Source organism: Spirulina subsalsa CS-330 (assembly GCF_028330765.1).
Classification (GTDB): domain Bacteria; phylum Cyanobacteriota; class Cyanobacteriia; order Cyanobacteriales; family Spirulinaceae; genus Spirulina; species Spirulina subsalsa_A.
Window position 1 is genome coordinate 1 of the sequence record NZ_JAQMTY010000075.1, and the last position, 13,194, is coordinate 13,194.

Genomic DNA, 13,194 nt, shown 5'->3' on the forward strand with positions numbered 1-13,194 from the left:
GACATTCAGTGGACGTTAAACAGATGCTTGTGGAGGGGAATCTGGACGGGGTTTCAAGACAGAGATGACTTGAAACTAGACAAACCCAGTGAAACAAGAATCCCCCGTTATAATCTTTGATTTAACGGTGGGAGTGTCAAGTTTCTGGTAGTATTTTTTTTGAATCGTATGAAGTTGATCTGTTCTATGCGTCGCTATCGCTTTGCTCTCATCGTCGTTTTGACGAGTGTCACGAGTGTCATCTGTGTTTCTCCCTTACAGCATTCCCCTGTCGTCTGGGCTCAGGATGCTCCTGTGGAAGAGGCGGCACCGGCGGAACTTCCCCCGGCCGATCCGGCCTTGGCTTTAACCACCCAAGATCCCACCATTCCCGTGGATGAGCTGGTGCTATTACTGAAGCCCCTCACCTTGGAGGAGCTGTCCCATGAAGCAGCGGCTTGGATGATGTTGCTTCAACTCAAGGCCAAGGAAATTAGTAATGCTGAAATCGCGGTGAAGCGCCAAAATCTCAGTATTGCCAAGCAAGACGAGGCGGTGGCGGCCCTCGATCAAGCGAAGACGGCCCTTGCGGAAGCGGAAGCAGCCCAGACGAATGCGGCTCCCGGATCGCCTGCCTATGAGGAGGCGACTCAAAAGGTCGAGGAGGCCAAGGAAAATTTAGTCGCGGCTGAGGCGGCGGTGAAGGAGTCAGCGGACGCAAAGGAAGACTTGGCGACGGATGAAACCCTGAAGGAGGCATTGGAATCATCTCAGCAGTCGGGGGAGTTGGAGACTGCCAAAGAGCTTTTAGAGCAGGCGCAGACGGAGCGTGAGGAGTTGACTGCCGGGACTCCGGCCTATGAGACCGCGACGGGCCAGATCGATGCGTTGGGGAAGGCGATCGCGGATGTTGAGGCCGCCCAAGCCGCCGCCGCAGCGACGGTACCCGACACACCGGAAGCGGAGGCGGCAGCGGCCGAGGTAGAAGCGGCCCTACAGACCTTGCGGGAAGCCCGAGGGGCGATCGACGGAACCCAAACCGATCCCGAGGCAGCGCCCAATCAAGCGGCGGCGGAGAATGTTGATGAGGCGGCTGCTCAGATCGCCGCAACGGATCTCACGCAGCCCGGTGCGGGTGAAGGGGAAGCAGGCGCGAATCCTTCCGAAGCTGAACTGAGCGAGAAACAAGACCAACTCGACACGACCATCACTCAGCTTGAAGAATCGAGCGAGGTGGATGCCGAGGTGAAAGAAGATTTGCTGGTGAATGTCACCAATCTTCAGTCCGAACAGACCGCCTTGATTGATCGTCTGAATGCGGTTTTAAAGGAAGTTGCACGTAAGGGGGGCGACACGTCTGCCTTCGATAAATATATTCAGTCGATCAGTGTTGTAACAATTGATGCCCAAGACACCCAGGGGCTGCTGGTGCGGTTGGGGAGTTGGGTGCAGTCAGAACAAGGCGGAGTGCGTTGGGGCATCAATATCGGTAAGTTTGTCGGGATTGTGCTGGCCTCAATTGTCGTGTCTCGGGTGTTGGCGTTTGGCGTTGATCTCGGCTTGAAAAGAACGGCGAACGTATCGTCACTGTTTCGCCAATTTGCAACCATGGTGATTCGTCGCGGTGGCGTCATGATTGGCGTGCTGTTGGCCTTGACGGCACTGGAGGTGAGTCTGGCCCCGATTTTGGCAGTTGTGGGGGGGGCGAGTTTTGTGTTGGCGTTTGCCTTGCAAAGCAATTTAGGCAACTTGGCAAGCGGTTTGATGCTGTTGGTCTACAAACCGTTTGATGTGGGGGATGAAGTCAAGATTGGCGGTTTGTGGGGTTGGGTCGATTCCATTACCTTGGCGAGTACGCGAATCAAGGGCTTTGCGAATCAGGTTTACACAATCCCGAATAACGCGGTGTGGAATGGCACGATTGAAAACCTTACCGCTGGTGATGTGCGCAAGGGATCAATTCTGGTGCGGGTTCCCTACGATTCTGATTTGAAGCATGTGCGCCAAGTGTTGCTAGAAATTGGTCAAGATCATCCTTTGGTGCTTGAGAGTCCGGCTCCGGGCGCTTTCCTGTGGGAGTTCAGCGAGTTTACCATCGATTTTCTGTTTGGCTTCACGACGAAGCTGGATGATTTCTGGACAGTTTGGCAAGATATGCACTACGCACTGCGGGAGCGCTTCCCGGCGGAAAATATTCAGGTGCCGCTTCCCCATCAACATATTCACTTACATCAGGCGGCAGCGGACAACGCCATGATGGCGGCGGATCACGCGACCAACCGCACCTTTGAGAAAACGAAATCCAGCGATGCTAATGTTTATTCGTCCATGGAGGCGGGAATGGTTGAGGCTGGCGGCGGGTCAGCAGATGGGCCGGATTAATCGGTAGCTCTCTAACGGTGTCGGGTATATTCCCGACACCGCTAGTCATGGGTGGATGGCGAAGTTTGACGCTCATCCTTTTCTCATGTTACGGCTCTGCCATGATATGAGCAGTCTGCGGCTCTACCGCGTGGGGTATGGGAAGCAGAGCCTCCTAGAGGTCATTCCTTGGCAGAGCAAAGTAACGAGGGTGGGAATTTGTGAAGAGTGTGATCGAAGATCTTGAAACTTTGGTGCCAGGTATCGAAAAGCCAGACCCAGCATAGCTTCCCAAAAACCAACGGGTTAATGATTCTTAGAAAGATTTTGTAGCCTTTCTAGATTATCAACTTATAAGTCTTCACTCAAGAGAAGAATATTTGCCCCAATCACAGTGTCTAGATCCCCACAGAACAATGTCCATATTTCGGCTGGGAGGTGTCCTTCCGAGGATGAAAATCCCGCTGTTTGAGGAGGTGAAGCCCTTTGATGATTTTGGCGTGACCAGTTTCACCGATTATCGCGGTACGGTGGTGGGCGGTACGGTGCGCCCGGTGGATAGTCCAGGGGCGAATTTGGTAGCATCGCGCTCCAACGGCGAAGGCTCGTTAATCATTGAGTATCTGTTCCGGGCGAATACTCCCTATGTGTTTTACATGGATGTCTATACCGCGACGGAAAATCGCTACATCACTACCTTTACCTCCACCAATGTCAATGCGGTGAATTTTCGCGGGGCGTTGGATGATGGCAACGGGATCTTGATGGGCTGGGAAGATGACGGCGAAGGCCGGGTGCGTCCATCGGGAGCCGTGGAGGTGGAAATCTCCGATGATGATTTTGATGATGTGACCATTTTGGCGGGTGGTGTGATTCCCTGTTTCGATGAAACGGCGATTACAGTGCCGCGATCGGGCGGCACAACCCGTTTTTAAGCGTTGATTTTCCCCATCTCACGAAAGTGCTGAACAGCCACGGTAACGTGGCTTTTTTTATGGGGAGCGATGTCTTGTTAAAATGGTGCTATCTTCATCCCTTAAACTGATGACCCTGACCCGACAACGCTTCACCCTTCAGGATTATTTACACTATGACGATGCGACTGATACCCGCTATGAATTGATCGCAGGAGAGCTAATTCCGATGAGTTTAGGTAGTGGTCGTCATGGTGAAATCATGCACCAACTGGAGCGTTATTTTGAGCAACAGATTGCCACTCAAAACCAAGACTGGATCGCAAGAAAAGGAATTATCGGGGTGCAATCTCCCCAACGGGGCCAATGGGAAACGGTTCGCATTCCTGATGTGACGATTTTACCTCAAGCTCAATGGCGTGAAATTCGCGATCGCGAAGCAGTTATTTTACTCAGCGATCCATCTCCCATCGTCGTCGCTGAAGTGGTAAGTCCATCCACACGCAGTGTGGACTATCGAGCCAAGCGCACGGAATACGCACTGCTGGAGATTAACGAATATTGGATTGTTGATCCACTCGCTGAGAAGGTAATGATTTGCACTTTGGTAGAAGGGTTTTACGATACGGTTGAATTACAGGATGAAATGATGTTAGCGTCACCCTTATTTCCAGCGTGTGATTTAACCGTTCAACAATTACTCAAAATTTGATCGTATTCCGCATGGTTTCCAATCCAAAACCAAACAACATCTTCATTTTCCTGGATCGCAACAGCGCGATAACGCAAACCGATGCGAACTGACCAGAATGGGCCAACTTTCTTGAAGTGTAGGGATGGGTAACGTGGGTTTTGTTTCAATTGAGCATAGCAGCGATCAGCCAATTGTTGAATGTCCTGGGGTAGCTGTCGATAATGAAACCAGAAATCAGGTGTAGCACGATGTCTCACAAGTCTGTACAACGATCGCGATGCAGGTGTTGCAGGGCGCGATCGGCCAAGTGATTTAATCGACCTGTTTTCACGTCGTTCTCAAATTGCTGATCCCAAACCTGGGCATCAAATTCAGCAAACCAGGCTCGAAAGGCCGCGAGGTCTTCGGGTGAGAGTTGTTTCACTGTGCGCTCAAGGTCTTGTAGATTGCTCATGGTGCGATAGGGATAAAGGCAAGAGTTTGACAGGCATGGCACTTCTACAATATGCCAGATTATAAAATCTGTAGTGGTGCGATCGTGGTGAGGCAATAGTACGGTGTTTGTGGAGAGGGTGAGCCTAAAACTGGAAACCCCAGTGCCAGGTATCGAAAAGCCAGACCCCGCATAGCTTCGTGAAAATCAACGGGTCAATGATGCTCAAAAAAGTCTGTAGCCTTTATAAATTACAATCCACAAGTCTCGACGCGAGAGAAGAATACACTCCCCCCAACCCTCCACAACACCCCCTCCCCCACCGTCGGGAGGTGTCCCTCCTGGGAGGAGGTATTAAAGTTTAAATCTTTGTAGTACAACCAGGTATTACCCTTTCGCCAACCCACTGCATCACCAAAGGCGTTCCAAACCTTTGCATCATGCACCATTGTTCCGCCCAAGGATTGATAAATGCGCTTCTGAATACTAAACCCAAAGCGTTCCTGGCTGTAATACACCCAAAGCTGATCAATAGCCCGTAAATCTTCACAGGGAAAATGTTTAATATCATCAACATTTAGCCAGCCTTGCTTTGTACGATTTGCCACCGCCAGTATTTGCTTGGCGGTTTCTCGATCGGCTCCTTTCCAATCACCCGCCTTGAGCAGTGTGGTTAACCGTTGATACCGTGCCGGAATCTGTGACGGTTGAGATTGTACAAGTGACTGTTGGGTTTCAGGTTCAGATAGAATCGTCTGAGATATTTGCGATGGATGAGCAGCAGCACGAACAGGTTGCAACGTTTGCCAAACATCTTGGGCTGATCGCGCCCGCTTTTTGGGAGCTTGCTGGATTAAATGATCTAAAATTTGACCCAGTTCATCACTTACTGCATTCCCATTGAGAAAATCGCGCCAAGCCCATTCCATTTCATTGGAATCGTACAGATCAAAGGGACTCATCTGCGTCAGGAGATGGAGACAGGTCACTCCTAAACTGTATAAATCACTCGCAAATTTGGCCTTACCCATAGCTTGCTCAGGCGCACAATACTCCGCTGTACCGATAATTGTTCCTGTCACTGTGCGCTGAACTTGCTGTAAGACTTTCGCTGCGCCAAAATCCACCAGAACCAATTTTTGATCCGATGATCGCCGAATAATATTTTCTGGCTTAATATCACGATGAATTACATTTTTGCCATGTACAAAATCTAAGATTCCTAATATATCAATCAGTAATTCTCGAATCTGCCGCTCCGAAAATACCCCATTGTCGGCTAATTCTTGAGCCAGCGTCGCACCATTGACGAACTCTTGCACTAAATACTGTTGGTCATTGTCCGTGAAATAGGCCAGTAGTTCAGGGATTTGGTCATGATGTCCCAACTGCTCTAACTGCTCCGCTTCCTGGGCGAATAATTCCGCTGCTTTGTCGAGGCTATCCGTCCCTTGGGCTTGGGGTAACAACTGCTTGATGACACAAAAGGGTTTTGAGGGCTTATCTTCATCAACAGCGAGAAAGGTGCGCCCAAACCCACCCTGGCCCAGAATTTTCTTGGCCCAATATCGTTCACGGAGGAGCAGTTTTTGGCCACACTTGACACAAAATTGATGATTTTCGGGATTAGAGGGATGCAAACAACCGGGGTTCAGACAATGACGCATGGTGGATAAACGCGATCGCAATACAGTTGAATTTTATCCTTCTTTGTCGTGCTTGAGTAGAACAGTAGAGTGGAAATCGCCCACCAGATCAGAGTTTTGGAGATTGGTGGGTAATGCCCACCCGACACAATTGATGGGTCAAGATGCGACAAGATCACGCCCAAATCCGCTGCAAATTGAGGCTAAATCCGGGCAAGGTTGGCTCACCGGATATTGTATCGGGATGGTCTAAGGTTTCGATAGTTTGACCGGGGCGATAGATTTCTATTCGTTGGTTTTGGGGGTCGATGAGCCAGCCCAATTGTGCGCCATTGTTGAGATATTCTTGGAGTTTGGCGCGAGTGGTGTTTAAGCTGTCGCTGTGCGATCGCAACTCCACCACAAAATCAGGACAAAGGGGAATAAAACCCTCTTGTTGGGCGGGGGTGAGGGCATCCCAGCGATCGCGCCGTACCCAAGATGCATCGGGGGAACGATTCGCACCATTGGGCAAAATAAAACCAGTGGACGAATCAAATGCTTCGCCTAGCTGCTCATTAGCGATAGACCAAGCACTCAGTTGGCCCGTGATATGACAATTCCGTTTACCAGATTGACCGCCTGTGGGTGGGTTCACAATTAATTCTCCTGTTGCAGTCCGTTCGAGTCTTAACTCACGATTAGCTACCGCTAGGGCGGCAAACTGTTCCGGCGTGACCTTTAAGGTCAGGTCTGGGGGCAATGCAAGGAAGAGGGACTGAGGTGATACGGGAGTTTGTACCATTGTGTCTGCAAAGAGTTCACCTCTACTATTGTAGGAACTCAGCCACACGGAAAAACTGATCGCCAATCTGAACTGTACCCCTCAAGATCCTGAAGTCAAAGCAGCGAGCTAGAAGCTCGCATTCCATAAGGCTGCTCGATGTTGGGTGAGCCTCTGACTCATTGATACAACATGGATTGCGGGTGAGGAGTGACGTGGGAAACGGTGCAGATTTCGGCGATCGCTCGCGCTAGGGTATGATCGGGGATCGCACCGCATTCAACCGAACACCATGACGCAACAGTATCGGATCACCTTGCTCCCTGGGGATGGGATTGGCCCTGAAATTATGGCCGTGACCCTCGATGTTTTAAACGCGATCGCGCCCCGTTTTGATCTGCAATTTACCTTCAGCGAAGCCTTGATCGGCGGCGCAGCGATCGATGCTACGGGTAATCCCCTCCCCGATGAGACGCTGAAGCAATGCCAAGGCAGTGATGCGGTGCTGTTGGCAGCGATCGGGGGGTATAAATGGGACACCCTCCCTCGGCATCAACGCCCGGAAACCGGCCTGCTCGGTCTTCGCGCTGGCTTGGATCTCTTCGCCAACCTGCGCCCGGCGACGATTTTGCCCCAATTGATCGATGCGTCGAGCTTGAAGCGGGAAATTGTCGAAGGGGTGGATATTATGGTCGTCCGGGAATTGACGGGCGGCGTGTATTTTGGGCAGCCGAAGGGGATTTTTAGCACCGAAAGCGGCGAAAAGCGCGGCGTGAATACCATGGCCTACACGGAAGGCGAAATCGATCGCATCGCTCAAGTGGGGTTTGAAACGGCGCAAAAACGGGGTGGGAAACTCTGTTCAGTGGATAAGGCGAATGTGTTGGATGTGTCGCAACTGTGGCGCGATCGCATCACCGCCATGGCCCCGCAATATCCCGATGTGGAACTGTCCCACCTCTATGTAGACAACGCTGCAATGCAACTGGTTCGCGCCCCGAAGCAGTTTGACACGATTGTGACGGGCAACCTTTTCGGCGATATTCTCTCGGATGCGGCGGCGATGCTCACGGGCAGCATTGGCATGTTACCCTCGGCCAGTCTGGGCGCACCGGGCAAACCGGGCGTGTTTGAACCCGTCCACGGTTCCGCCCCCGATATTGCGGGCCAAGACAAGGCCAACCCCCTCGCCCAAGTCCTCAGCGCCGCGATGATGCTGCGTTATGCCCTCGATCAACCGGCGGCGGCGGACTGCTTAGAAGCGGCGGTGATTACGGTGCTCGATCAGAACTATCGCACTGGGGATATTCTATCGGAGGGGATGAATCTAGTGGGCTGTAAGGCCATGGGTGAAGCCCTGTTGAAGGCGTTGTAGGTTCGCGCACCCTGAGCGGTTTGGGCGGGTGCAATCCGCCCCTACAGGTTGGCCGGTTTTGGGCAGTGTTGCGTAGGGGCGCAATGCTTGCGCCCGAATGGTGGATTTTTCAACCTTCAGGGGTGGGGGTGGGCTGTTGAGGCGATCGCACCCCCTCAACCCCCGCCACTTCCGAGAGGATATAAAGGGGGCGGCCTTTCACTTCTTCATAGATACGGCCGATATATTCACCCAGGATGCCGATGCTGACCAACTGCACCGCGCCGAGAAAGAAGACGGCGATCATAATCGCAGCGATGCCCACGAGGGGATTACCTGCACCAAAGAAACGCCAATAGAAGACGAGGCCGGCCATAAGCAGGGAAAAAAGGCCCGCGAGGAGGCCGGTGTAGGTGGCGAGGCGGAGGGGGACGCGGGAAAAGGAAACGAGGCCATTAAGGGCGAGGGAGAAGGATTTGCGGAAGGTGTATTTGCGATCGCCCGCAAACCGTGAATCCCGCTCAAACTGTACCGCCGTTTGCTTAAACCCAATCCAAGCCCGCAGGCCGCGCAGATAGCGATTGCGTTCCGGCATGGCGTTAAACACATCCACCACCTGCCGATCCATCAAGCAAAAATCGCCGGTATCGGTAGGAATATCCACATCCGCAAGGCGTTTTAAAAGGCGATAAAACACATAGGCGTAGAAGCGTTTCAGCCAATGTTCTTGGTGGCGTTTGAGGCGTTGGGCGTAGACGACTTGATAGCCGGCTCGCCATTGTTCGATCATCTCTAGCACCAATTCCGGCGGGTCTTGGAGGTCGCCATCTAGGACGGTGATCACTTGGCCGGTGACATGGTTTAACCCGGCGGTAACGGCTAGTTGGTGGCCGAAATTTCGCGCAAAACTGAGGTAGCAAAAGCGGGGGTCTTGGGCGTGGGCTTGGCGGAGCAGGTCGAGGGTGCGATCGCTGCTGCCATCGTCCACAAACAGAAATTCACAAGGGCCATCGAGGCGATCGGCTAACTCGGTTAAACGCCGCACCAGTTCGGGGAGGGTACTCTCTTCGTTGTAGACCGGAATGATGAACGAGTAATGCATGGCGGATTCAGAAGGGAGGCTCCAGTCTTGAGGAACAAGGGGCTTAAGTCCCTTGCCGTTGAAACTAGGCCGACAGACGATAAAGGGGACGCAGGGCAATTCTAAGGCCAATCAGGAGCGCGATCGCGCCGGCACTATAAAACACCGAAGTTAACCCTAGACCATTCCAGATCGGCCCCAACAGCAGCGGCGAGAGAAATTGACCGAGGGAGTTTGCCCCTGTGCCCACCGCGAGCACCGTGGCGCGGACTTCTTCGGGGGCTAACCCGGCCAGCAGGTCGTAAATGTTGGGAATGGTAATCCCAAAGCCCATGCCGAAGAGCACCGCAGCGGGGACAATCCATTGGAGTTGATTGAGGAGGGGGATCGTGAGGAGAGTGAACGCCATGGTGATGAAACCGATCGCGATCGTCCGTTGGGTTCCGAAGCGGCGGGCGAGACGACTGGCGGCAAAGGCAGACATCAACGCCGCCCCGATCGCCCGAATGCCCAACACTGACCCATTGAGGGCGGGGCCGGCATCGATGATTTCTTTGAGGTACAGGGGGGTGTAGATAACGACGGTATAGACGATCGCCGCCGCTGCTGCGATCGTGCCGTAGAGCATCAGGGTGCTGGGGCGGCGGAGGGTGGTGAAGAGGAGATCGTTTTGGTCAAGGTCAATCAAACCACCACTGCGTTTTTGAGGTTCGCGGATCATCAAGATGGCGAGGATGGCGGTCGGAAGGCCGAACCCGTAGAGATAAAAAGCGTAGCGCCATTCGGTGGCCCCAATCCAACCGCCGACGATGGGGATCATGATGCTGGCGATGGTCATGGCACTGGTGGCGTAGCCGAGCATCCGCGATCGCTCCGCTCCTTCAAAAATCGTACTCAACAGGCCAATGCTGGCCGCTGCGATCGCGGCGCTGCTCATCCCCAGCAAGACCCGCACCATCAGCAACAGCGGCAGGGTATTCATCCAAGCCCCCGCCACCCCAAACAGGGCATAGAGCACGAGGGCCGGCAATAACACCGTGCGCTTCCCGATCCGATCCGTCAGGAGACCAAAGAGGGGCGTAAAAAGAGCGATCGCTAAGGCGTGAATACTGACCAACGTCCCGGCCCATTGCGGCGACAGGGACAGTTCCTGCACCATCTCCGGCAACACAGGCGACACCACACCGCCGGTCATGGTCGTTAAACACCCCGCCGCAATCAACACATAAACTTGCCAACGGTAGGACTGCTTGGGGGATTGTGGAGAGGGCGGAGAGGGGGCGGTGATAACCTGCATAAGCGAACAAATGCACCAATTAGGGCGTAAAAATGTTATAAAACTTCATGTTTGTGCCCTTCATCATACCCTGATGCGGCGAGAGGGCAAGAGGAGGATGTACCCCTTCGCCTTGCGTCCGTTGGGGATGCTGTGGGGGTGAAATTATGGTAAGTGAGATGCGATCGCCTCCCGTGCCTGAGATTGGTTAACAGAGATCGCGCCGTTGGCCCACAATACACCTCCTAAAAAAATAGATGAACCTGAGTTATCTCAAGTTCACCTTTTGATTTTAAAAGTAATTTTTTCAACTATCGCCAAACGCTATTCTGTGGAGTCGAGCACCTCTTGGGGGATGAGCTTCACATCCGTTGCTAGCCCTAAAAAGCGCAACATCCGGATAATCGCCCAGGTCAGATCCAATTCCCACCACTTAATCCCGTGCTGTGCGGAATATTGATAGGCATGGTGATTATTGTGCCAACCTTCACCGTAGGTCACGAGCGCCACCCACCAGCAATTGCGGGACTTGTCATCAGAATCAAAGGTGCGGTAACCAAACATATGGGTTGCACTGTTGACAAACCAAGTGCAGTGCATCACCACAATCAGGCGCACAAAAATACCCCAGACAACGAAGGGCCAACCGCCCAAAGCATAGAGCACTAACCCTAGGACAGCTTGAATCGGCACGAAATAACTATGTAGGAACTGATAGACCGGATCATCTTTAATGTCTTTCGTGATCCGAGGAACTTCCGGCTCCATTTCCACACGATGGAACATCCAACCCATATGACTCCAGAAGAAGCCACGGCTAGAATCATGGGGATCGCGGGACTTATCAGAATAAAGGTGATGGTAGCGATGAAGTCCAACCCATTGGATCACGCCACCCTGACAGGCAAGAGTACCACAGAAGACGAAAAAATATTCCAGCCACTTGGGAGCTTTGAAACTGCGATGGCTCACGAGGCGATGCCAGCCTAGGGTGATTCCCAAGCCACCGGTCACCCAGTGCAAGAGAAGCATCACGCCGACAGCGTTCCAGCTAAAAGTACCAGGCACAAAGGCAAAAAGCGCACCAATGTGAATGAGAGCCACGTACCAGATATTAAGCCAGTTCAAAGGCATTTTTTGTGGAGAAGCGAGTGTCATGCAAAAATCTCAAAAACGAAACGATACGGAATAACCTTATGCTGAACATAGCGCAGATTTACACTGGCTTGCGATTGGAAATGCAATTCTCAGAAGAGAAATGGACAGCTTAGGGGTGTTGAACAAAGCAGAAAAAGCACTCTTCCCGATCTTTTCGGGAATTGACGCTCAGGTCAAGCGCAATCTTGAAAAAGTTCTTAAGATTTTTCGATCGCAGCGGGTGGGGGCGCATCACTTCTCGGGTGTAAACGGCTATGGCCATGGGGATCTCGGTCGGGATATCCTGGATCAGGTTTTCGCGGGGGTGCTGGATGCGGAGGCGGCGATCGCCCGCGTTCAATTCGTTTCCGGAACCCATGCGATCGCCACAGCCCTGTTTGGCGTACTGCGGCCGGGGGATGAACTGCTCGCCGTCGCCGGGGCCCCCTACGACACCCTCGCCGAAGTGATCGGCACGCGGGGCACAGGTCAGGGATCGCTCGCAGAATGGGGCATCACCTATCGTCAACTCGACCTCACCCCCGCCGGCGGTATTGATTGGGACAGTCTCAGCACCGCGATTCAGCCTCAAACGCGGCTGGTGTTGATTCAGCGATCGTGCGGTTATGCCTGGCGCGACAGCCTCAGCATCGCCGAGATTGGCCGCATCGTCGAAATGGTGAAACGGCAGAATCCGGATGTGATCTGCTTTGTGGATAACTGCTATGGCGAACTGATCGAAACCCAGGAACCGCCTGCGGTGGGGGCGGATCTCATCGCTGGGTCGTTGATTAAAAATCTGGGCGGCACGATCGCACCCACCGGCGGCTATGTGGCCGGTCGGGCGGATCTGGTCGAACAGGCCGCCTGTCGGCTGACGGCTCCGGGGATTGGCAGCGAGGGCGGCTCAAGTTTGAATCTCAATCGCTTACTCTTTCAAGGGCTATTCCTTGCGCCGCAGATGGTGGGGGAGGCGCTTAAAAGTAGTCATTTGGTGGCCCATGTGTTTGACCAACTGGGCTATCGGGTGAATCCCCTGCCGATGGTTCCCCGGCGGGACGTGATCCAGGCGATCCAACTGGGCAGCCCCCAGCAACTGATCGCCTTTTGTCGCGCCATCCAACAGCGATCGCCCATTGATTCCTATGTAGACCCCGTACCGGCGGCGATGCCGGGCTACGAGAGCGAGCTAGTGATGGCGGGGGGGACGTTTGTGGATGGCAGTACGGCGGAATTGTCGGCGGATGGGCCGCTGCGGGAGCCTTACATTGTTTTTTGTCAGGGGGGAACCCATTGGACACACATGGCGATCGCCCTCGAAGACCTCCTCGCCACTTGGCCCCCGGCCTAACCCATCAATTTCCTTACAGCGTGTTCAGACATCATCACGTACAGATTCCGAAGCCCCTCGCCCCTTGGGCTACTGCTTATACATAACGTTCAAATGTTGGCCTCGTCTGCGTTTGATCCCCCTAAATCCCCCTTAAAAAGGGGGACTTTTTTGCGTTCCCCCCTTTTTAAGGGGGGCTAGGGGGGATCGAGAGAAGGTGAACATC

Annotated in this window: 12 protein-coding genes; 5 read left to right on the forward strand and 7 right to left on the reverse strand. The window is 53.3% G+C overall.

What is annotated here, in order from left to right:
- Positions 1 to 294: 294 nt before the first annotated feature.
- The 3 genes from PN477_RS05050 to PN477_RS05060 all read left to right on the forward strand — a co-directional run bounded on the left by PN477_RS05050 (position 295) and on the right by PN477_RS05060 (position 3,966).
- Positions 295 to 2,361 (forward strand): mechanosensitive ion channel domain-containing protein, encoded by a 2,067-nt coding sequence (locus tag PN477_RS05050; RefSeq protein WP_272117619.1) that lies wholly within the window; start codon positions 295 to 297, stop codon positions 2,359 to 2,361.
- Between the two features lie 431 nt (positions 2,362 to 2,792).
- Positions 2,793 to 3,275, forward strand: a complete 483-nt coding sequence (locus PN477_RS05055; RefSeq protein ID WP_272117618.1) for a hypothetical protein — start codon at positions 2,793 to 2,795, stop codon at positions 3,273 to 3,275.
- 109 nt (positions 3,276 to 3,384) lie between these two features.
- On the forward strand, positions 3,385 to 3,966 hold the full coding sequence (locus tag PN477_RS05060; protein ID WP_272117616.1) for a Uma2 family endonuclease: 582 nt from the start codon (positions 3,385 to 3,387) through the stop codon (positions 3,964 to 3,966).
- Here the strand turns inward: PN477_RS05060 and PN477_RS20815 are convergent.
- The 4 genes from PN477_RS20815 to PN477_RS05075 form a co-directional block, all read right to left on the reverse strand.
- Positions 3,945 to 4,205, reverse strand: a complete 261-nt coding sequence (locus PN477_RS20815) for a ParE family toxin-like protein (protein WP_417158754.1) — start codon at positions 4,203 to 4,205, stop codon at positions 3,945 to 3,947. The two genes, PN477_RS05060 and PN477_RS20815, sit on opposite strands and share 22 nt — an antisense overlap.
- Positions 4,202 to 4,402, reverse strand: coding sequence for a hypothetical protein (locus tag PN477_RS05065; RefSeq protein ID WP_272117614.1), 201 nt, complete (start codon positions 4,400 to 4,402; stop codon positions 4,202 to 4,204). Before PN477_RS05065 ends, PN477_RS20815 begins: the two co-directional genes overlap by 4 nt.
- Positions 4,403 to 4,632: 230 nt before the next feature.
- A complete protein-coding gene (locus PN477_RS05070; protein WP_272117612.1) occupies positions 4,633 to 6,048 on the reverse strand; it encodes a serine/threonine-protein kinase in 1,416 nt (471 codons plus the stop codon).
- A gap of 154 nt (positions 6,049 to 6,202) precedes the next feature.
- Positions 6,203 to 6,811: a Uma2 family endonuclease gene (locus PN477_RS05075; protein WP_272117610.1), complete on the reverse strand. Its 609-nt coding sequence runs from the start codon at positions 6,809 to 6,811 to the stop codon at positions 6,203 to 6,205.
- Positions 6,812 to 7,082: 271 nt separating this feature from the next.
- Between PN477_RS05075 and leuB the strand changes: the two genes are divergently transcribed.
- Positions 7,083 to 8,165: a 3-isopropylmalate dehydrogenase gene (gene leuB / locus PN477_RS05080; protein ID WP_272117608.1), complete on the forward strand. Its 1,083-nt coding sequence runs from the start codon at positions 7,083 to 7,085 to the stop codon at positions 8,163 to 8,165.
- A gap of 109 nt (positions 8,166 to 8,274) precedes the next feature.
- On the opposite strand, the gene PN477_RS05085 is transcribed toward leuB, so the two are convergent.
- The 3 genes from PN477_RS05085 to PN477_RS05095 all read right to left on the reverse strand — a co-directional run bounded on the left by PN477_RS05085 (position 8,275) and on the right by PN477_RS05095 (position 11,659).
- Complete coding sequence (locus tag PN477_RS05085) at positions 8,275 to 9,246, reverse strand: glycosyltransferase family 2 protein (protein ID WP_272117606.1); 972 nt, start codon at positions 9,244 to 9,246, stop codon at positions 8,275 to 8,277.
- 64 nt (positions 9,247 to 9,310) lie between these two features.
- Positions 9,311 to 10,522: an MFS transporter gene (locus tag PN477_RS05090; RefSeq protein ID WP_272117604.1), complete on the reverse strand. Its 1,212-nt coding sequence runs from the start codon at positions 10,520 to 10,522 to the stop codon at positions 9,311 to 9,313.
- Between the two features lie 303 nt (positions 10,523 to 10,825).
- The gene (locus PN477_RS05095) at positions 10,826 to 11,659 is read right to left on the reverse strand and encodes an acyl-CoA desaturase (RefSeq protein ID WP_272117603.1); all 834 of its coding nucleotides are present in this window, start codon (positions 11,657 to 11,659) and stop codon (positions 10,826 to 10,828) included.
- Positions 11,660 to 11,759: 100 nt separating this feature from the next.
- Between PN477_RS05095 and PN477_RS05100 the strand changes: the two genes are divergently transcribed.
- Positions 11,760 to 12,989, forward strand: a complete 1,230-nt coding sequence (locus PN477_RS05100) for a methionine gamma-lyase family protein (protein ID WP_272117601.1) — start codon at positions 11,760 to 11,762, stop codon at positions 12,987 to 12,989.
- Positions 12,990 to 13,194: the final 205 nt, after the last annotated feature.

Excerpts from the sequence above, each read along its gene's own strand:
- PN477_RS05055 (WP_272117618.1), top strand. The coding sequence starts at position 2,793 with ATGAAAATCCCGCTGTTTGAGGAGGTGAAGCCCTTTGATGATTTTGGC.
- PN477_RS05060 (WP_272117616.1), top strand. The coding sequence starts at position 3,385 with ATGACCCTGACCCGACAACGCTTCACCCTTCAGGATTATTTACACTAT.
- PN477_RS05065 (WP_272117614.1), bottom strand. The coding sequence starts at position 4,402 with ATGAGCAATCTACAAGACCTTGAGCGCACAGTGAAACAACTCTCACCC.
- PN477_RS05070 (WP_272117612.1), bottom strand. The coding sequence starts at position 6,048 with ATGCGTCATTGTCTGAACCCCGGTTGTTTGCATCCCTCTAATCCCGAA.
- PN477_RS05075 (WP_272117610.1), bottom strand. The coding sequence starts at position 6,811 with ATGGTACAAACTCCCGTATCACCTCAGTCCCTCTTCCTTGCATTGCCC.
- leuB (WP_272117608.1), top strand. The coding sequence starts at position 7,083 with ATGACGCAACAGTATCGGATCACCTTGCTCCCTGGGGATGGGATTGGC.
- PN477_RS05085 (WP_272117606.1), bottom strand. The coding sequence starts at position 9,246 with ATGCATTACTCGTTCATCATTCCGGTCTACAACGAAGAGAGTACCCTC.
- PN477_RS05090 (WP_272117604.1), bottom strand. The coding sequence starts at position 10,522 with ATGCAGGTTATCACCGCCCCCTCTCCGCCCTCTCCACAATCCCCCAAG.
- PN477_RS05095 (WP_272117603.1), bottom strand. The coding sequence starts at position 11,659 with ATGACACTCGCTTCTCCACAAAAAATGCCTTTGAACTGGCTTAATATC.
- PN477_RS05100 (WP_272117601.1), top strand. The coding sequence starts at position 11,760 with ATGGACAGCTTAGGGGTGTTGAACAAAGCAGAAAAAGCACTCTTCCCG.